At 74.1% G+C, this 18564-nt stretch carries 19 protein-coding genes and 1 tRNA gene; 17 read left to right on the forward strand and 3 right to left on the reverse strand.

The genetic code is table 11. The annotated features are described in order from the left end of the window. The first annotated feature begins 3 nt into the window (after nucleotides 1-3). The 5 genes from C1N80_RS10745 (at nucleotide 4) to C1N80_RS10765 (ending at nucleotide 2929) form a co-directional block, all read left to right on the forward strand. Complete coding sequence (locus C1N80_RS10745; RefSeq protein WP_137770758.1) at nucleotides 4-834, forward strand: shikimate dehydrogenase; 831 nt, start codon at nucleotides 4-6, stop codon at nucleotides 832-834. Nucleotides 835-954: 120 nt separating this feature from the next. Next, nucleotides 955-1275 (forward strand): hypothetical protein, encoded by a 321-nt coding sequence (locus tag C1N80_RS10750; protein WP_137770759.1) that lies wholly within the window; start codon nucleotides 955-957, stop codon nucleotides 1273-1275. A 92-nt stretch (nucleotides 1276-1367) separates the two neighbouring features. Continuing rightward, a tRNA-Leu gene (locus tag C1N80_RS10755) sits at nucleotides 1368-1453 on the forward strand. A gap of 157 nt (nucleotides 1454-1610) precedes the next feature. Beyond that, nucleotides 1611-2078: a tRNA (cytidine(34)-2'-O)-methyltransferase gene (locus C1N80_RS10760; RefSeq protein ID WP_137771728.1), complete on the forward strand. Its 468-nt coding sequence runs from the start codon at nucleotides 1611-1613 to the stop codon at nucleotides 2076-2078. Continuing rightward, nucleotides 2075-2929 carry an RNA methyltransferase gene (locus tag C1N80_RS10765; protein ID WP_137770760.1) on the forward strand — a complete coding sequence of 285 codons (855 nt, stop codon included), beginning with the start codon at nucleotides 2075-2077 and terminating at the stop codon, nucleotides 2927-2929. The genes C1N80_RS10760 and C1N80_RS10765 overlap by 4 nt, the downstream gene beginning before the upstream one ends. Before the next feature lie 34 nt (nucleotides 2930-2963). On the opposite strand, the gene C1N80_RS10770 is transcribed toward C1N80_RS10765, so the two are convergent. Both C1N80_RS10770 and C1N80_RS10775 read right to left on the reverse strand, forming a co-directional pair. Next, a complete protein-coding gene (locus C1N80_RS10770) occupies nucleotides 2964-3473 on the reverse strand; it encodes a hypothetical protein (protein WP_137770761.1) in 510 nt (169 codons plus the stop codon). A gap of 84 nt (nucleotides 3474-3557) precedes the next feature. Then, nucleotides 3558-3854 (reverse strand): DUF5703 family protein, encoded by a 297-nt coding sequence (locus C1N80_RS10775; protein ID WP_137770762.1) that lies wholly within the window; start codon nucleotides 3852-3854, stop codon nucleotides 3558-3560. A gap of 125 nt (nucleotides 3855-3979) precedes the next feature. Here C1N80_RS10775 and C1N80_RS10780 point away from each other — a divergent pair, with 125 nt between their 5' ends. The 3 genes from C1N80_RS10780 to mshC all read left to right on the forward strand — a co-directional run bounded on the left by C1N80_RS10780 (nucleotide 3980) and on the right by mshC (nucleotide 6671). Next, nucleotides 3980-4300, forward strand: a complete 321-nt coding sequence (locus C1N80_RS10780) for a DNA primase (RefSeq protein ID WP_137770763.1) — start codon at nucleotides 3980-3982, stop codon at nucleotides 4298-4300. 201 nt (nucleotides 4301-4501) lie between these two features. After that, on the forward strand, nucleotides 4502-5374 hold the full coding sequence (locus tag C1N80_RS10785) for an undecaprenyl-diphosphate phosphatase (protein WP_137770764.1): 873 nt from the start codon (nucleotides 4502-4504) through the stop codon (nucleotides 5372-5374). Nucleotides 5375-5408: 34 nt separating this feature from the next. Continuing rightward, a complete protein-coding gene (gene mshC / locus C1N80_RS10790; protein ID WP_137770765.1) occupies nucleotides 5409-6671 on the forward strand; it encodes a cysteine--1-D-myo-inosityl 2-amino-2-deoxy-alpha-D-glucopyranoside ligase in 1263 nt (420 codons plus the stop codon). 58 nt (nucleotides 6672-6729) lie between these two features. Here the strand turns inward: mshC and C1N80_RS10795 are convergent, their stop codons facing one another. Beyond that, nucleotides 6730-7536, reverse strand: coding sequence for a PAC2 family protein (locus C1N80_RS10795; RefSeq protein ID WP_137770766.1), 807 nt, complete (start codon nucleotides 7534-7536; stop codon nucleotides 6730-6732). A gap of 159 nt (nucleotides 7537-7695) precedes the next feature. On the opposite strand from C1N80_RS10795, the gene C1N80_RS10800 reads away from it, so the two are divergent. The 9 genes from C1N80_RS10800 to C1N80_RS10840 all read left to right on the forward strand — a co-directional run bounded on the left by C1N80_RS10800 (nucleotide 7696) and on the right by C1N80_RS10840 (nucleotide 18548). Beyond that, on the forward strand, nucleotides 7696-8820 hold the full coding sequence (locus C1N80_RS10800) for a site-2 protease family protein (RefSeq protein ID WP_137770767.1): 1125 nt from the start codon (nucleotides 7696-7698) through the stop codon (nucleotides 8818-8820). Between the two features lie 43 nt (nucleotides 8821-8863). Beyond that, nucleotides 8864-9949: a tRNA (adenine-N1)-methyltransferase gene (locus tag C1N80_RS10805; RefSeq protein ID WP_168198086.1), complete on the forward strand. Its 1086-nt coding sequence runs from the start codon at nucleotides 8864-8866 to the stop codon at nucleotides 9947-9949. A 37-nt stretch (nucleotides 9950-9986) separates the two neighbouring features. Next, entirely contained in the window at nucleotides 9987-11573 is a 1587-nt protein-coding gene (gene arc, locus C1N80_RS10810; protein ID WP_137770769.1) for a proteasome ATPase, read from the forward strand. After that, nucleotides 11570-13240 (forward strand): depupylase/deamidase Dop, encoded by a 1671-nt coding sequence (gene dop, locus C1N80_RS10815; RefSeq protein ID WP_137770770.1) that lies wholly within the window; start codon nucleotides 11570-11572, stop codon nucleotides 13238-13240. The genes arc and dop overlap by 4 nt, the downstream gene beginning before the upstream one ends. Nucleotides 13241-13286: 46 nt before the next feature. Beyond that, nucleotides 13287-13475: a ubiquitin-like protein Pup gene (locus C1N80_RS10820; RefSeq protein ID WP_137770771.1), complete on the forward strand. Its 189-nt coding sequence runs from the start codon at nucleotides 13287-13289 to the stop codon at nucleotides 13473-13475. A gap of 4 nt (nucleotides 13476-13479) precedes the next feature. Further along, nucleotides 13480-14883 carry a Pup--protein ligase gene (pafA, locus tag C1N80_RS10825; RefSeq protein ID WP_137770772.1) on the forward strand — a complete coding sequence of 468 codons (1404 nt, stop codon included), beginning with the start codon at nucleotides 13480-13482 and terminating at the stop codon, nucleotides 14881-14883. 106 nt (nucleotides 14884-14989) lie between these two features. Further along, the gene (locus C1N80_RS10830) at nucleotides 14990-15937 is read left to right on the forward strand and encodes an FKBP-type peptidyl-prolyl cis-trans isomerase (protein ID WP_137770773.1); all 948 of its coding nucleotides are present in this window, start codon (nucleotides 14990-14992) and stop codon (nucleotides 15935-15937) included. A gap of 23 nt (nucleotides 15938-15960) precedes the next feature. Continuing rightward, nucleotides 15961-16341 (forward strand): FKBP-type peptidyl-prolyl cis-trans isomerase, encoded by a 381-nt coding sequence (locus C1N80_RS10835; protein ID WP_137770774.1) that lies wholly within the window; start codon nucleotides 15961-15963, stop codon nucleotides 16339-16341. Continuing rightward, on the forward strand, nucleotides 16311-18548 hold the full coding sequence (locus tag C1N80_RS10840) for a primosomal protein N' (RefSeq protein ID WP_168198087.1): 2238 nt from the start codon (nucleotides 16311-16313) through the stop codon (nucleotides 18546-18548). Before C1N80_RS10835 ends, C1N80_RS10840 begins: the two co-directional genes overlap by 31 nt. Nucleotides 18549-18564: the final 16 nt, after the last annotated feature.

Here is an 18564-nt window from a genome sequence, read left to right on the forward strand (position 1 = left end):
CCCGTGCGCCGCTTCGCCGTGGTCGGCTCACCGATCGAGCACTCCCTCTCCCCGCTGCTGCATGCCGTCGCGTATCGCGAGCTGGGCATCGAGGACGCCGTCTACGAGCGCCACGAGGTGGGCGCGGGTGAGCTCGCCGGCTTCCTGACCGGGGACGGCGCGGGGCTGCAGGGGCTCTCCGTCACGATGCCGGGCAAGCCGGAGGCGTTCGTCCTCGCGGCCGAGCACGACGGCACCGCCGCCGCCCTCGGCGTCGCCAACACGCTCGTGCGACGCAGGGACGGATCCTGGCGCGCGGAGAACCACGACGTGCACGGGATCGTCGCCGCGCTCCGCGACCACGGCGCCGGGACCGTGCGCCGCGCGGGCGTGCTCGGCTCGGGGGCCACGGCGCTCAGCGCGGCGCTGGCGCTGTGCCGGATGGGGGCGCAGGAGATCCTGCTGAGCGCGCGCCGCCCGGAGAGGCTCGCCCCCGTCGTCGACCTCGTCACCACGCAGGGCGCCGACGCACGGATCGTCCCCTGGGACGATGCCGCCGAGCTGCTCGGCACCGAGGTCGTCGTCAGCGCCCTCGTCGCCGCGGGTGCCCGCGCGGTCGCCGAGGAGTGGCGTGCCCGCCCCGACCTCCCCGTCGTCCCGCTCCTGCTCGACGTGCTCTACGACCCGTGGCCGGCGCCGCTGGCCGGTCTGCTGGGCGAGCGGGGCACCGAGGTGGCGAACGGGCTGGAGATGCTCGTGCACCAGGCCGACATGCAGATCCGGTCGATGGTCGGCGCGCCCTCCGCCCCCGTCGCGGCGATGCTCGACGCCGCGCGGGAGCAGCTGCGCCGCTGATCGGACCGCCTGCCCCGGGACGTGGCCCGGCAACCGTCCGGAATCCTTGCCGCGCTCGGTCAAGGGAACGTAAAGTGACCGTCGATCCCCGGCCCGTCCGCCGGGGGCTGAGGAGTCACCATGGACCTGACGCCGGACGTCACCACCCCGCTGCTGCGACGATGCACGGCACTGGCCACGATGGCCCGCGTCGAGCTGCTCTCCGAGCATCGCCACCGCGCGGCCGACGAGCTCTCCGAGGTCCTCGACGAGATCATCTCCTGGTCCGGCTCCCGCCTCGACGATCCCGATCCGACGATGCTCGCCCTGTGCGCCGCGGCCCTGCTCGACCTCGCGGACAGGATCCCGGGGACGGCCACCGTGCTCGCCGCGCGGGTCGCGGACGCGCTCGGAGTGCTGACAGGGCAGATCCCCGCGGGGCCGCTGTCCGTCAGAGCGTGATCGTCGCCACGAAACTGCTGGCAGGGACCCTTTCGGTGCAGGAGTGGGGTCAGTCCCGTGCTACTGTTCAGGAGTCGTCGCAACGACCACTCGTCCGGGTGGCGGAATTGGTAGACGCGCTAGCTTGAGGTGCTAGTGACCGTATTAGGTCGTGGGGGTTCAAGTCCCCCCTCGGACACGTTTCTCGAAGGCCCCGGCTCCCTGAGCCGGGGCCTTCGGCGTTCCCGGATGGCCGTCGACGGTCCTCGATGTCCCGTGACAGCTCTCGATGGTCCGCGATCCTCGTGCCCGCCCCGGTTCCCGCAGGCCCCGGCGCGCATGCCATGATCGCCACCATGGTGCACGTCTTCTTCCACAACCCGGTGATCGCCGGGAACACCGGCAACGCGATCCGCCTCGCGGCCGTGACCGGTGCCCGCCTCCATCTCATCGAGCCGCTCGGCTTCGACCTCGAGGACGCGAAGCTGCGCCGGGCCGGGCTGGACTACCACGACCTCGCCGAGGTCCGGATCCACCCGGATCTCGAGACCGCCCTCGCCGCCGTCCCGGACTCCCGCGTGTTCGCCTTCACCGCCCGCGCGAGCACCAGCTTCGAACGGGTCGAGTACCGGCGTGAGGACGTGCTGCTCTTCGGCACCGAGCCCACGGGGCTGCCCGAGGAGGCGATGACGCACCCACGGGTGAGCGACCGGGTGCGGATCCCCATGCTCCCCGCGCGCCGCTCGCTCAACCTCGCGAACTCCGCCTCGATCGCGGTCTACGAGGCCTGGCGGCAGCTCGGCTTCGACGGGGCCGGGGCATGAGCGGCTCCTCACGGGGCGGACCGGCCCTCCCCTCGCGCATCGAGCGTCGCAACGCCCGGTTCCAGCAGTGGGAGTCCCTCCTGCGCTCGCGCACGAAGCGCACCCGCAGCGGCGAGATGATCCTGCAGGGCGTCCGCCCGATCAGCCAGGCCGTCGCCCACGGCATGGAGCTGCGGGCGCTGCTCACCGACGGTCGGGAGCGGCACTCCCGCTGGGCGGCCGAGCTGCTCGCCGCCGCGCCCTGCCCGGTGGTCGAGCTCGCCCCCGATCTCATGGCCGAGCTGGGGGAGCGGGAGGGCGGACCGCCCGAGCTGCTCGCCGTGGTCGCCGTGCCGCAGGACGATCCCGCGCGCCTCGGGCCGGTGCTGGACGACGCCGGCGGGGCGCCGGTGATCGTCGCCTTCGACCGCCCGTCGAGCCCCGGGAACATCGGCTCCCTCGCCCGCACCGCCGACGCCCTCGGCGCGAGCGCGCTCGTGACGACCGGCCACAGCGCCGACGCCTGGGACCCCGCCGCGATCCGGGCGAGCACCGGGTCGCTCATGGCGCTGCCCGTGCTCCGCCTCGCTGCGCCGCGGGACCTGCTCGCGGTGTTGGACGCGCGGCGGGCGGCGGGGGAGGGGTGGACGATCGTGGGTCTGGACGAGGCGGGCGGTCGTACCCTCGACCAGGTGGACCTCACGGGGCCGACGGTGCTGGTGGTCGGCAACGAGACGACCGGGATGAGCGCCCCGTGGCGCGAGGCCTGCGACGAGGTCGCGGAGATCCCCATGGGCGGCAGCGCGTCCTCCCTGAACGCCTCCGTCGCCGGCTCGATCGCCCTCTACGAGCGTCGCCGACAGCTGGGCTGACCCGACCGGACCTCCCTGCCGAACCGGGGCGGGCTCAGCCTCCGAGCGCGGGGCCCAGCAGCGGGACGCTGAGCAGCCCCAGGAACGGGGTGGAGAGCAGCACCGGTCCCAGGGCGAAGCGGGCCCTCCCGGTCCCCGTGCGCACGAGCGTCACGGCGCCGGCGATCCCGGCGAGCAGCAGGGCACCGCAGGCCCCGGCCACGACGGCGCCGCCGCCGAGCATGCTCGTCATGAGCACGACGACGGGGAGGGTCTTCGCGTCCCCCATGCCGAGCAGCGGCGGGGTGAGGAGGGCCAGCAGCACCGCACCGGTGCCGATGACCGCGGCGAGCACGAGCGCGACCCGCAGCGGTGAGCGCAGCGCCGGCTCGACCAGCGCGCTCAGTCCGAGGCCGAGGAGGGTGACCGCCGTGAGCGCCCCCACGAGAGGGTTGGGGAGCCGGTGCTCCCGAGCGTCCCACCAGGACAGCCGCATCGCGAGCGGGAGATAGGCGAGGACGAGCACCAGCTGCGGGAGCAGCGTGGTCGGGTCCGGGGTCGGCATCGGCCCATTCCAGCAGAGCGTCCGCTCCGGCGCTCCGCTGCGGCCCTGATTGTGGACGGGGCCGTCGGCCCCGGCGACGATGGGTCAGAGGCCGCTCGGGTCCCCGAGCGTCGAGCGGACGCGGATGATGCGCCGGCGCATCCACACCTTCTTCCCGCCGCCGAGGTACCTCCGGGTGCGGGCGAGCTCCCAGCGGCCGTACTCGGCCTCCTCGGTGAGGTGCGCCCGCACCTGGCCCACGGAGGTGCGGGGAGGGACCGTGATGATCTGGAACTCGTAGTCCTCGGGGCGTCTGCCCTGTTCCACGGGGAGGTCCGGCACCCCTCGGGGGTCGCGGACGTGGACGATGCGGCCGAGCGGCGGACGGGACGGCGAGGGCACGGGCGGGGCCTCCGGGACGTGGGTGGTCGGCGGGCGGGCGCCGGGCCGAGGGTCCTGCAGGTCTCCCAGGATTCTCCGGTCGTCCGTGCTGTCCATTCTGCCGCCGGACGGGGTACCGTCCAAGCATGAACACGGATCCTCGCTCCGCTCTCGCCGCGCTGATCGCTGCCCTGGAACGTCACTATGAGGCGGCCGCCGCCTCCCGCGGTGACGACGATCCCGCGCTGGAGGCCGCCACCGAGCAGCTCACCAGCGCGTTCGACACCTATGACGATGCCCTCTTCGAGGCCTACGACATCGCGACGCCCCTCATCGTCTTCGACGGCGACGAGGACGACGACGATGACGACTTCGACGACTTCGACGATCTGGACGACCTCGACGACGAGGACGACGATGACGACGACTTCGACGACGAGGAGGAGGGCGACGCCGAGGAGCGCTGATCGGCGCTGACGAGCGCCCTCCGGCACTCCACGCAGGACCTCCACCGACTCTTCACCGACGGTGCCTACGCGGCGCCGGGCCCTGTGCCCGGCGCCGCGTAGTCTGTCTCCGGCCGCGATGCGGCCCGACCGTCGACGTGGGCGCCCGCCCCGTCCCGACCTGGGTGCACCGCTTGAGCGGAGCACCGAGAAGGAGCCTCCTTGTCCGTCCTCGACGCGATCATCCTGGGCATCGTCCAGGGGCTGACCGAGTTCCTGCCGATCTCCTCCAGCGCCCATCTGCGCATCATCGGCGAGCTGCTCATGCCGGGCCAGGACCCGGGCTCCGCCTTCACCGCGATCGTGCAGCTCGGCACGGAGACGGCTGTCCTCCTGTACTTCTGGAAGGACATCACGCGGATCATCGGCCGTTGGTTCCGGGCGCTCGCGGGCAGGGTCCCGCAGTCCGACCCGGACGTGCGGCTGGGCTGGTTCGTGATCCTCGGCTCGATCCCGATCGGCGTGCTCGGGCTGCTCTTCGAGAACCCCATCGACCACGCGCTGCGGAACCTCTACATCACCGCGACGATGCTGATCCTCTTCGGCCTCCTGCTGGGCCTCGCGGACAGGATCGCGCCGCAGCGCAAGGAGCTCTCGGACATGACCGTGCGCGACGGCGTGCTGTTCGGCCTCGCCCAGGCGCTCGCGCTGATCCCGGGTGTCTCCCGCTCCGGCGGCACGATCACCGCCGGCCTGCTGCTCGGCTACTCCCGCAAGGCCGCCGCCCGCTACGCGTTCCTGCTGGCGGTCCCGGCCGTCTTCGCCTCGGGCCTGTACAAGGCCGCGAAGGAGATCCCGACCCTGCTGAGCTCGGACGGGCAGGCCGCCGCGGTCGCCGCCGGCCAGCCCTCGCTGCTCGCGATCGTCATCGCGACGATCGTCGCCTTCGGCGTCGGCTACGTCGTCATCGTCTGGTTCATGAAGCTCATCGAGAACCGCTCGTACCTACCGTTCGTGGTCTACCGCGTCGCCGCGGGCGTGCTCCTGCTGGTCCTGCTGCTGGTGGGCGTGCTGGACCCCCTCGCGGGCTCCTGAACCACCGGCGGGGGCGCGCCCGTATGATCGTGCGGTGCGTTCCTGGACCTCCCCCTCCCTCACCCCCCTCCCGGCGTCGGGCCGCCCGCTGCGTCTCCACGACGACCGGCTCGGCCGGATGACCCCCGTGATCCCGCAGACCCCCGGCACCGCCCGGGTGTACGTCTGCGGGATCACGCCGTACGACGCGACCCACCTGGGCCATGCGGCGACCTATCACGCGGCGGACCTCATGCGGCGCGCGCTGCGTGACACCGGCCACGAGGTCGAGCTCGCGCAGAACGTCACCGACGTCGACGACCCGCTGCTCGAGCGGGCCGAGCGTGACGGCGTCGACTGGCAGGACCTCGCCGCCTCCCAGGTCGAGCTCTTCGCCGAGGACATGGAGGCGCTGCGGATCATCGCCCCGGAGACCTACCTCTCGGTGAGCGAGGCGATGGACGAGATCATCGCGACCGTCGAGGCCCTGCGCGCGCGCGGTCGCGCCTATCCCGTCGACAACGGCGACGAGGCCGCGGGCCCCGACTGGTACCAGGACCTCTCGATCGACGGCGCCCTCGGCGACGTCTCGGGCTGGGACGAGGCGGCGATGCTCGAGGTGTTCGCCGAGCGCGGCGGGGACCCCGACCGCGCCGGCAAGCGCGGCCGCTTCGACCCGCTGCTCTGGCGCGCCGAGCGCGCGGGCGAGCCCGCCTGGGACGCCGGCGAGCTGGGCCGCGGCCGCCCGGGATGGCACGTCGAGTGCCTGTCCATCGCGGAGCGCGGCCTGGGCCTGCCCTTCGACGTGCAGACCGGCGGCAGCGACCTCGTCTTCCCCCACCACGACATGAGCGCCGCGCACGCCGCCGGGCTCGGATACCCCTTCGCCGCGCTCTACCCGCACACCGGGATGGTCGCCTACGAGGGCACGAAGATGAGCAAGTCGCTCGGCAACCTCGTGTTCGTGCACCGTCTCGTGCGCGACGGGATCGAGCCGGCGGCGATCCGCCTCGTGCTCATGGCCCACCACTACCGCTCCGACTGGGAGTGGACGGACGCCGAGCTCGAGCAGGCCCAGGAGCGGCTGAGCGCCTATCGCGCCGCCGCGGCGGCGGGCGCACCGCGCGCCGACGTCGTCGAGGAGCTGCGCTCCGCCCTGCGCGACGACCTCGACACCCCGCGGGCGCTCGCGGCGCTCGACGCCTGGGCCGCGGCCCCGCACGGGGACGGCGCGGAGACGTCGGAGCTCCCGGCGGGTGCCCCGTCGGACACCGCCCAGGCCGTGGATGCGCTGTTCGGCATCTCCCTGGCGGGCTGATCACCGACGCCACGAGCGGGCGGTCGCGGGGAATCGCGACCGCCCGCTCAGGTGTGGATCATTCGCCGTCGCGCCGGCGCAGGAACTTCTCGAACTCGCGGGCGATCGCGTCCCCGCTCGCCTCGGGGAGCTCCGCGGCGTCCTGGGCGCGCTCGAGCCGGCGCACGTAGTCGGCCACGTCCTCGTCGGTGCGGGCGAGGTCGTCCACGCCGCGCTCCCAGGCCTCGGCGTCCTCGACGAGCTCCTCCATCGGGATCGGCGCGCTGATCGAGTCCTGCACGGCCCGCAGCAGCGCGAGGGTCGCCTTGGGGGAGGGGTTCTGCGCCACGTAGTGCGGCACCTGCACCCAGATGCTCGTGGTGCGCAGGCCCGCGCTCGTGGTGCGGCGGGCGAGGATCGTCGGCACCCCGACGGGCCCCTCGTACTGGCCCACCGGATCGACCTTCTCCGCCGCGCCGGGCTCGATCCCCACGCTCACCGGGAGCGGCCGGGAGTGCGGGGCGTCGGCGAGCAGGGCGCCGAGGGAGATCACGGAGCTCACGTCGAGCACCTGGAGCTGCTCGAGCACCTCGTCGCAGAAGCGCTTCCAGTGCAGCGAGGGCTCGGGGCCCATGACGGTGACGATTTCCGGACCCTGCGGCGGCTGCAGGATGCGCAGCTCCGTGTCCGGCCAGTCCAGGACCCGGAGCCCCTCCTCGGTGGTGCGGATCTCGGGACGGTTCACCTGGAAGTCGATGAAGGCCTCGGCGTCCACCGCTCCGGCCGGGCGGGAGGGCCAGATCTCGAGCAGGTGCTCGAGGACTCCGGTGGCGGCCTCCCCGGCGTCGTTCCATCCGCTGAAGGCGGTGAGGGCGATGCGACTCATCCCTTCATCATAGGACCGCGCCGCTGCGCCTGGCGGTGGCGCGTGACCCGTCACCAGGGGCGGGCCAGGAAGCCCGGATACGCTCGGGCGGGGCGGCTCCACCGGCCGCCCGTCGACCTGCTGTCCCGCCGTCCCGCTGACACGGAGGAACCGGAGCCCATGCCCTCACCCTCGCTCCGGCTGCCCGGTCTCCCGCGGCTCGAGATCCGCACCAGCACCCTGCTCACGGTCGTCGTGCTCGCCGCGTTCGTGCTGCCCCTGCTCTCCGCCCCGGACCGGCCGACGGGGGTCGCGGTGCTGCTCGCCGTGCTGACGGCGCTCGCGCTGATCCTCTCCGTGCTGGGCCACGAGATTGCGCACGCCCTCGTGGCCCGTGCCTTCGGCGGCCGGGTGGACCACATCGCGCTCACCTTCGCCGGGGGCCACACGCAGTACCACGGCGAGAAGGTCGGCACGCTGGGCTCGCTGCTGGTCTCCCTGGCGGGCCCCGCTGCGAACCTCGTGCTCGCGGGTCTCGCCGCCGGGGCGGCCGCGCTGCTCCCCGTCGGGACCGCTCCGGCGCAGGTCGTGGGGCTGACGGCGACGCTGAACGTGGCCCTCGCGGTCTTCAACCTGCTGCCGGGGCTGCCCATGGACGGCGGCCGCGCCCTCGAGACGGCCCTCGGCGCGGTGCTCCGCCGCCGGGCGCTCGGCACCCGGATCACGGCCGTGCTCGGGATGGCCATCGCGGTGCTCGTCGTGCTCGTCCCGCTCTACCGGATGATGCGCGCCGGGGGAGCGGGCACCGGCCTGATGCTCACGCTGCTGTGGGCCGTGATCATCGCGTCGATGCTCTGGCAGGGCGCCTCCGCGGCGCTGCGCGGGGCGAGCCTCCAGGAGCGGATCGACCAGCTCACCGCCCGGGGCCTCGCTCGCCGCGTGCCGCTGCTGGCGCCGCAGACGCTCCTCGGCGAGCTCCCGGGCGCGCTCTGGCACGACCCGGACGCGCTCGCGCGCGCCCTCGTCCTCGCCCCGGCCCCCGGGGGAGGCGCGCCGCGGGTGCTGCGGATCGACGTGGACGCCGCCCGGGGCGTCCCCGCGGCGAGCCGCCCCTCCGTCCCGGTCACCGCGGTCGCGGCACCGCTGGGCGAGCTCGGGGAGCTCCCGGCGGGGCTGGCCGGCGACCACCTGGTCGAGGCGATGATGACGAGGCCGCATCCCGTGTACCTGGTCCGGGAGGACGACGGCACCGCGATCGGTGTGATCATCGGCTCCGAGGTCGCGGCGCGCCTGCGGGGACGGTGAACGGGCCCGGACCGGGAGCGGACCTCCGCCTATGCTGGCGGGCATGACCTCGACCCCCTCCCCGGACGCCGGCGTCCCGGCCCCCGCCCCCGCCGCGGGGCCCGCCCCCCGCGCGGCCCGCCCGGGCCTGGACCGCACCGGCCCCCTCACCCTCGGCGACAAGGTGCAGCTCGCCGACGCCAAGGGTCGCTTGCACACGATCACCCTCCGCGAGGGAGGCGAGTTCCACAGCCACCGCGGCGTGCTGCGCCACGAGCAGCTCATCGGCGCGGAGGACGGCGTCGTCGTCGAGGACAACCACGGCACCCCGTACCAGGCGCTGCGCCCGCTCTACGCCGACTACATGCTCTCCATGCCGCGCGGCGCCGCGATCATCTACCCCAAGGACTCCGCGCAGATCCTCATGTGGGGCGACATCTTCCCCGGCGCGCGGGTGCTCGAGGCGGGGGTCGGCTCCGGCGGCCTCACCACCGCGCTGCTGCGCGCCGTGGGCCCGGAGGGCGCCGTCCACTCGATCGAGCGCCGTGAGGACTTCGCGACCGTCGCGAAGGAGAACGTCGACACCTTCTTCGGCGTCGCCGAGGGCGAGGACCACCCCTGGTGGGACCTCACGATCGGCGACTTCCAGGACGTCGCCCCGACCCTCGGGGAGTCCGCCGTGGACCGCGTCGTGCTCGACATGCTCGCCCCCTGGGAGTGCGTCGAGGCGGCCGGGGACGTGCTCGTCTCCGGCGGCGTCTTCCTCGCCTACGTCGCGACGGTCACCCAGCTCTCCCGCACCGCCGAGGCGCTGCGGGACCACGGGGAGTTCACCGAGCCGGACGCCTGGGAGTGCTTCGTGCGGCCCTGGCACCTCGAGGGACTCGCCGTGCGCCCCGAGCACCGGATGAACGCGCACACCGGCTTCCTCATCACGGCGCGCCGCACCGCCCACGGCACGCGCGCGCTCAGCCGCGTGACCCGTCCGGCCCCGGGCTCCCGGGACGAGGAGGAGCTGAACCACCCCGACAACGAGGGCTTCGGCGGAGGCACCGGCGACTGGACCGCGCAGGACGTGGGCGAGCGCGGCGTCGCCCCGCGCAAGATCAAGCGCGCGCTGCGGGACATCCGCCAGGGCCGGGACCGCTGACCCGCCCGCACCCCCTCACCCCCTCGGAAGGAGCGCCATGAAGACCTACGCGGAGATGAGCTCTGAGCTCGAGCAGCTCGCGGAGCGCAACGACCGGCTCACCGCGGCGCTGCGCGCGGCCCGCGGGCAGATCCTCGAGCTCAAGGCGGATCTCGAGCGGATCGGCGACCCGCCGAACTCCTATGCGACCTTCCTGCGACGCACCGACGGCACCACCGTCGACGTGCTGCACAACGGCCGGCGCCTGCGCGTCGCGACCTCCGCCGAGGTGGACCTCGAGGCGCTGCGCCCCGGCATGGAGCTCCGGCTGAACGAGTCCCTCGCCGCCGTCGAGACGATCACCCCCGGCGACGCCGGGAACGTCGTCGCCGTCGTCGAGCCGCTCGCCGACTCGCGGGTGCTCGTCGCCGTCGCCCCGGACGACACGCGCGTGCTGCGCCGCTCGGGCGAGCTCGAGGACGAGCTGCTGCATCCGGGGGACAGCGTGCTCGTCGACCTCAAGGCGCAGCTCGTGCTCGAGCGCATCGACCGCGCGGAGATCACCGATCTCGTCCTCGAGCAGGTCCCGGATGTCGCCTTCGAGTCGATCGGCGGGCTCTCCGGCCAGATCGAGACGATCCGCGACGCGGTCGAGCTGCCCTTCCTGCAGCAGGACCTGTACCGCACCTACGGCCTGCGACCTCCCAAGGGCGTGCTGCTCTACGGCCCTCCCGGCTGCGGCAAGACGATGATCGCGAAGGCGGTCGCGCACGAGCTCGTGCTCCGCTCCGCGGAGGTGCGCGGCGTGAGCGTCGCCGAGGCGCTCGAGAACTCCGCCTTCCTCAACGTCAAGGGACCGGAGCTGCTGAACAAGTACGTGGGGGAGACCGAGCGCTCCATCCGGCTCGTCTTCGAGCGGGCCCGCGAGAAGGCGAGCGCCCACCACCCGGTCGTCATCTTCTTCGACGAGATGGAGGCGCTGTTCCGCACGCGCGGCACGGGGCTCTCGAGCGACGTCGAGACCACGATCGTGCCGCAGCTTCTCGCGGAGATCGACGGCGTCGAGGGCCTGGACAACGTGATCGTCATCGGCGCCTCCAACCGCGAGGACATGATCGACCCGGCGATCCTGCGCCCGGGCCGGCTCGACGTGAAGATCCGCGTGCAGCGACCCGACGCCGCCGCGGGGCGCGAGATCCTGGGCCTCTACCTCGACGAGGACGTCCCGTTGCGCGGTAACCGGGAGGCGCTGCTCGACGCGGCCGTCGCCCGCATCTACGACGACTCCCCGGCCTCCGCCTTCGTGCGGATCGACTACTCCGACGGGAGCGACGCGGTGCTGCACTTCCGTGACGTGGTCTCCGGGGCGACGCTGCGCAACATCGTGGACCGCGCGAAGAAGAACGCGGTCAAGGACCAGCTCACCACGGGCGTCGCCGGGGTGAGCGAGAAGCACCTGCTGGACGCCGTGGCCGACGAGTTCTCCGAGAACGAGGACATGCCCTCCGCCGCGCACCCCGAGGAGTGGGCGCGGATCTCCGGGCACCGCGGGGCGCGCGTCGAGGCGATCGTCCCGCTCCGGCGCCCCGATGCGGGCGCCGGGCAGGACGAGGCGCAGGAGACCGGGCAGGAGGAGCGGCGATGAGCGGCGGCGGTCTCACCACCGAGCGCCCCATGGGCATCGAGACCGAGTTCGGCGTGCTCCACGTCGACCTCGAGGAGCGCACGCGCGCCGGGGCCGGCAGCGCGATCCTGCTGAGTCACCTCACGGTCGCGGCCTACGCGCTGCTCGCCCCCGCGGAGGGGGAGCGCGGGCGCCGGGTCCGCTGGGACTACGGGGACGAGTCCCCGCTGCGGGACGCGCGCGGCTTCGAGCTGCAGCGCGCCGCGGCGCACCCCACCCAGCTGACCGACGAGGTCAAGGACGCGCACCTGCCGAGCGTCGAGCTCGACGGACCCGTCCGGGGATCCGACGTCGCCCCGGAGGGGACCGACGACGAGGTGCTCGCCTGGGCGGTGCACCGCTCGATCGGCAACTCCGTGCTGCGCAGCGGCGCCCGCTGGTACGTGGACCATGCCCATCCTGAGTACTCGGCGCCCGAGGTGCTGCGCGCCCGTGAGGCGGTGGTCGCGGACCGCGCCGGCGAGCTCGTCGCCCGCGAGGCGATGGCGATCGTCGAGCGCGCCGAGGGCATCCCCGACGTCGCGCTCTACAAGAACAACACCGACGGCAAGGGCGCCTCCTACGGCACGCACGAGAACTACCTGCTGGACCGCTCGGTGCCCTTCGAGGACGTCGTCGCGGTGCTGCTGCCCTTCCTCACCACGCGGCAGGTCCTCGTGGGCGCCGGCCGGGTGGGTCGCGGGGCCCGCGGCTCCGAGCCCGGCTTCCAGATCTCCTCGCGGGCGGACTTCATGGAGGCCGAGGTGGGCCTCGAGACCACCCTGAACCGCCCCATCGTCAACACCCGCGACGAGCCCCACGCCGATGCGAGCCGCTTCCGCCGGCTCCACGTGATCATCGGGGACGCGAACCTCCTCGAGGAGTCCACCTTCCTCAAGCTCGGCACGACCTCCCTCGTGCTCGCGGCGCTCGAGGCGCAGCACCGCACCGGTGCGGAGATCCTGCCGGAGCTGCGCCTCGCCGACCCGGTCGCGGCGGTCCGCGCGATCAGCCACGACCCGAGCCTGCGCACCACGGTCGAGCTCGCCGACGGCCGCTCCCTCACCGCCCTGCAGATCCAGCGGGAGATCCTCGACGCGGTCGCCGCCGTCGCCGATCGCACCGACGCGGAGACCGATCAGGTGCTCACGAGCTGGGGCGAGCTGCTCGACCTGCTCGCCGAGGACCCGATGCTCGCCGCGGACCGCGTCGAGTGGGTCGCCAAGCTGCGCCTGCTCGAGCAGTACCGGCGGCGCCACGGGGATCTCGACTGGGCGGACCCCCGCCTGCTCGCGATCGACCTGCAGTTCTCCGACCTCCGCCCCGGGCGCGGGCTGTTCGGGAAGCTCCGGGCCGCCGGGCAGGTGCGCACCCTCGTCACCGAGGAGGAGGTCGCCGAAGCGGTGACCACCCCGCCCGCGAGCACCCGCGCCCACCTGCGCGGGCAGCTCATCACCCATCATCCGGGCGCCGTGCCCTCGGCCGGCTGGGACGTCATCACCCTCGCCGGCGAGGAGGAGGGCCACCGCCTGCGCCTCGCCGATCCGCGGCAGGGATCCGCCGCCTGGTGCGAGCAGCACGGCGTCGACCCCGTCGCGGACCTCGACACGCTGCTCACCGCCCTGCACCGCGCCGTCGGCGACCGCTGACCCCGCCCCCGACCCCACCCATCCCTCCCGACGGAAGAAGGCCACCATGTCCCAGCAGAGCATCAACGCCCCGCGTCCCGGCGACGACGAGGAGAACGCGTCCGACGCCGTGACCGGCGGCCAGACCTTCGCCTCCGCGCAGGGCGCCGACGATCTCCTCGACGAGATCGACGCCGTGCTCGAGGAGAACGCCGAGACGTTCGTGCGCTCCTTCGTCCAGAAGGGCGGCGAGTGAGCCGATGAGGCGCCGCGTGGGAGGGCTGGAGACCGAGTTCGGGCTCGTGTGCGTCCGTGCGGACGGCACGCGCGCCCTCGAGCCGGAGGCCGCCGCCCGGGAGCTGTTCCGACCGGTCGTGGCCCAGGGGCGCTCCTCGAACGTCTTCCTGCGCAACGCCGCCCGGCTGTACCTCGACGTGGGCTCGCACCCCGAGTACGCGACCGCCGAGTGCGACGACTGGTGGGACCTCGTGGCCCAGGACGCCGCGGGGGAACGGATCCTCGCCGAGCTCGTCGGCTCGGCGAACGCGCGCCTGGCCGAGGACGGCCAGGACGCCCGCATCCACCTGCTCAAGAACAACGTCGACTCCCAGGGCAACGCCTTCGGCTCGCACGAGAACTACCTCGTGGACCGCCGCGGGGAGTTCACGCGGCTGCCGCGCTACCTGCTGCCCTTCCTCGTGACGCGCCAGATCGTCACCGGCGCGGGCGGCGTCGTCGTGGACCGGCCGCTCGGGGAGCCCACCGCCCCCGGCACCCCCCGCTTCGTGTTCTCGCGCCGCAGCGACCACATGTGGGAGGCGGTCTCCTCCGCGACCACGCGCACCCGTCCGATCATCAACACCCGCGACGAGCCGCACGGCGACCCCACGCGGTTCCGGCGCCTTCACGTGATCGTCGGCGACTCCACGCGCAGCGAGGTCTCCACCCACCTGCGCTTCGCGACCACGGACCTCGTGCTGCGGCTCATCGAGTCCGGGCGCACCCTCCCCGAGCTCGCGCTCGCGGACGACATCGCCGCGATCCGGGTCGTCGCCCGCGATCTCACGGGTGCGGAGCCGCTCGAGCTCGCCGCCGGGGGCACCACGACCGCGCTCGAGGTGCAGCAGCGCTGGCTCGACCTCGCCTCGACCGTCGCCGAGCCCGCCGAGCAGGGGGTGCTCGAGACCTGGCAGAAGGCGCTCGACGCGGTGCGCACGGGGGACCGCTCCTGGGCCGCGCAGCACCTCGACTGGGCCATCAAGGAGCGTCTGGTCTCCCAGGTCGTCGAGAGGCGCGGCGTCGCGCTCGACGACTCGGTGATCGAGCGCCTCGACCTCGGCTACCACGACATCGACCCGAGCGGCTCGGTCTTCGCCTCGCTGTGCCGGCGCGGGCTCGCCCCGGCGGTGCTCGACGAGGAGCGGATCGCCGCGGCGGTCACGACGGCGCCCGCGAGCACCCGCGCCCACCTGCGCGGGCAGGTCGTGACGGCCGCGCTCGAGCACGGGGTGGACCATGTCGTGGACTGGACCACGCTGCGGCTGACCCGCTCGGGCTCCGCGCCGGTGCAGATCCTGGACCCGTTCCAGACCCGCAGCGACGAGGTGGACGCGCTCCTGGCGCGGATCCGCGGCGGCGGTGCCCCGACCCCCGGCGCCGTCTGAGCCGCATCGGCCGCCGCTTCCCAGCTTCCGCGTGAACCCTCCCGGCGCGCCCCCGTACCCTGGTCCTCGTGTCCCACCCCGGGGCCCATGATCCGAAAGGTCCTCCGTGATCCGTCGCCGCACCCTGCTGTCCACCGCCCTGGCCGCGACGGCCGCCATCGGCCTCGCCGCCTGCTCGAAGGACGACAGCGGCTCGAGCGCCTCCGACGGCGGGTCCGACGGCGGCGGCGCCGCCGCGCTCTCCGGCGTGGACGTGAGCGACGACCTCGGCTCCGAGCCGACGGTCTCCTTCACCACGCCGCTGAGCATCGATGCCGCGGACGCCCGGGTGATCGCGGCCGGCGACGGTGCGACCCTCGCCGAGGGCGACACCGTGATCATGCGCAGCATGTACGTCGACGCGAGCACGGGGGAGACCCTCCAGTCGTGGTGGCAGGGCGCTCCCGCGGGTGGCCTGCAGGTCACCTCCGACGGCCTCGGGGCGGAGGCCTTCGCCTTCTTCCAGACGGTCACGGTGGGCTCCCGCTTCGCGATGGCCGGCTGGCAGCAGGACAGCAGCGGCAACGCCGTCTCGCTCGTCCAGGTGGGCGACGTGGACCGCGTCGTCTCCCCGCTGCGCGCCGAGGGCGCCGAGCAGAAGCCCTCGGGCTCCTACCCGAAGGTCACGCTCGGCAAGGACGGCGCCCCGGCGATCGACGGTCCCGGCTCGGGCGACGCCCCCGCGAAGACCGTCCGCGAGGCGCTCATCGAGGGCACCGGCGACACCACCCGCAAGGGCGACTACCTGACGATGCACTACACCGGCTGGGCCTGGGAGACGGGCGAGCAGTTCGACTCCTCGTGGGAGCGCGGCGCCCCGTTCAGCTTCGTGCAGGGCCAGGGCCAGGTCATCACGGGCTGGGACGACAACCTGCTGGACCTCAAGGTCGGCAGCCAGGTCATGCTCGTGATCCCCGGTGACGAGGCCTATCCTGCCGATTCGGGGTCCGAGCTCGCGGGCCAGACCCTGATCTTCGTGGTCGACGTCCTTGACGCCGCCCACACCAACGCCTGACCACCCCCAACATCGGAGGAACGATGAACCGCAGCAAGCCCGAGATCGACGCCCCCGAGGGCCCCGCGCCCACCGAGCTCGTGATCGTCGACGAGACGGTCGGCGACGGCGAGGAGGCCGGCCGCGGCGACGTCGTCGACGTGCACTACGTCGGCGTCTCGCACTCGACCGGTGAGCAGTTCGACGCCTCCTGGGACCGCGGCGAGCCGCTGCGCTTCCAGCTCGGCGTGGGCCAGGTCATCACCGGCTGGGACCAGGGCGTGCAGGGCATGAAGGTCGGCGGCCGCCGCCGCCTCGACATCCCCGCGCACCTGGCCTACGGCGACCACGGCGCGCCGCCGGTCATCGCCCCGGGCGAGACCCTCATCTTCGTGTGCGACCTGGTGGCGGTGCACAAGCGCTGAGCCCCTCCGCCCACGCGACGGGCGGGGAGCAGCAGGGCCTGTTCGAGGCCCCTGCCCCCGCCGCGCCCGCCCCGACCGACCCGGCCCGCGACTCCGCGGGCCGGGTCGGTGGTCTGCGCACCACCGCCGGCTTCGCCCTCGCGCCGGAGCGGCCGGTCGCCTCCGTGCGGCTGATCGGGGTGCTGCCGCACCTGGACCGCCCCTTCGAGTACGCGGTCACCGCCGAGACCTCCGCAGCCGAGGCGGGCATGCGGGTCCGGGTCCGCTTCTCCGGCAAGGACACCGAGGGCATCGTCCTCGAGCGGCGGGACGCGCCGACGACGAACCGCGCGCTCGCCCCGCTCGTCCGTCTCGTCTCCGAGGACGTCGTCGTGCCGTCCGCCCTGATGCGCGTGTGCGAGGACGTCGCCGATCGCTGCGCGGGCACCGTCGGCGACGTGCTCCGGCTCGCGCTGCCGCCGCGCCACGCCCGCGCCGAGAAGCGCGATCGGGAGATGGCGGCCGCGGAGCGGGACGCCGCCGCGGCCCGCGCGTCGGCCGCGGAAGCGGAAGCGGCTGCCTCCGCCGATGCCGAGATCGACACCGACACCGACACCGACACCGACACCGACACCGAGGATGCTCCCGCAGCGGATGCCGCGCCGACGCCGCCCCGCCCCGGCGACCGCTACCCGGGGCTCGCGGCCCTCCTGACCCGCGCGGGCGGTGCCGAGGGGCCCGTGCCCCGCGCGAGCCTCACCCTCGACGCGGGCGACCCCTGGACCGCCGTGACCGCCGGAGCCCTCGAGGACCTCGGCCCCGACCGCGGCGCCCTCGTCATCGCCCCGGACCAGCGCGACGTGGCACGGCTGTCCCGCGTGCTCACGGAGCGCGGCATCGAGCACGAGGTGCTCGCCGGCACCGAGGGTCCGGAGAAGCGGTACCGCACCTTCCGGCGGGTGCTGCGCGGCGCGACCCGCGTGGTGCTCGGCAACCGCTCCGCGGCCTTCGCCCCCGTCCGCGATCTCGCCCTCGTGATCTGCTACGACGCCTCCGACGACCTCCTCACCGAGCCGCGCGCCCCCTATCCGCATGTGCGCACGGTGCTGCAGGCGCGCTCTGCCGAGGAGCGCTGCGCGCTGCTCTTCCTCGCCTCGAGCGAGTCCGTGCCGCTGCGCGCCCTCGAGACCGCCGGCTACCTCCGCCGGCTCGAGCCGCTGCCCGCGCCGGTGACGGCCGTGCGGCCCCGGATCACCGCGATGGACCAGTACCTGCGCGACCGCGAGGGCGCCTCCGGCCGCTCCCGGATGCCGCGCGAGGCGCTGCGGGTCATCCGCGAGGGCCTCACCCGGGGGCCCGTGCTCGTGCAGGTGCCGCGATCGGGCTACGTCCCCGCGATCGCCTGCACCTTCTGCGGCACCCGCTGCCACTGCCCCGAGTGCTCCGCCCCGCTCTCACTCACGGGCCGCTCCGGCCCGCTGCACTGCCGGGTCTGCGGTCGCCGGGAGGACGGCTACCGCTGCCCCGAGTGCCATCGCACCGAGGTGCGGGCGATGGTCGTCGGCTCCACGCGCACCGCGGAGGAGCTCTCCCGCGCCTTCCCGTCCGCACGCCTCCAGGTCGCCGGCGGCGCCCACGGACCGCTCGAGGACGCCGACGTCGACCCCGCCGGGATCGTCGTCGCGACCCCCGGGGCGGAGCCCGCTCCCGTGGGCGGCTTCGCCGCGGGCCTCCTGCTGGACGCCGACGCGATGCTCGCCCGCGCCGCCTACGACGCGGACGTCGAGGCGGTGCGCCGCTGGCGCAACGCGATCGCCCTCGTGCGCACCGCCGAGCACGGCGGGGAGGTGCTCGTCGTCGGCACCTCGACGCTCCCCGCGATCCGCGACCTCGTCGCCCACCGCTCCTCGGTGTTCCTGGACCGGGTGCTCGCCGACCGCGCCGAGCTGGACCTGCCTCCCGCGAGCCGGCTCGCGGAGATCGTCGGGGACCGGGACGCCTGCCGCCGCTTCCTGGAGAACGTCGAGCTCCCGGACGGAACGGACCGCTTCGGCCCCGTGGACCTCGACGGTCCGGGCCAGGCGGGCACGGCGCGCGCGGTGGTCAGGATCACCCCCTCGCGCTCCCGGGAGCTGACGACCGCGCTGCGCTCGGGCGTCGCGGGCCGCTCCGCCCGCAAGGAGCGGGGCTCGCTGCGGGTGCGGCTCGACCCGCCCGACGTCTTCTGACCCTGCCGTCCCCGTA

This window comes from Brachybacterium sp. SGAir0954 (assembly GCF_005490785.1).
Taxonomy (GTDB): Bacteria; Actinomycetota; Actinomycetes; order Actinomycetales; family Dermabacteraceae; genus Brachybacterium; species Brachybacterium rhamnosum.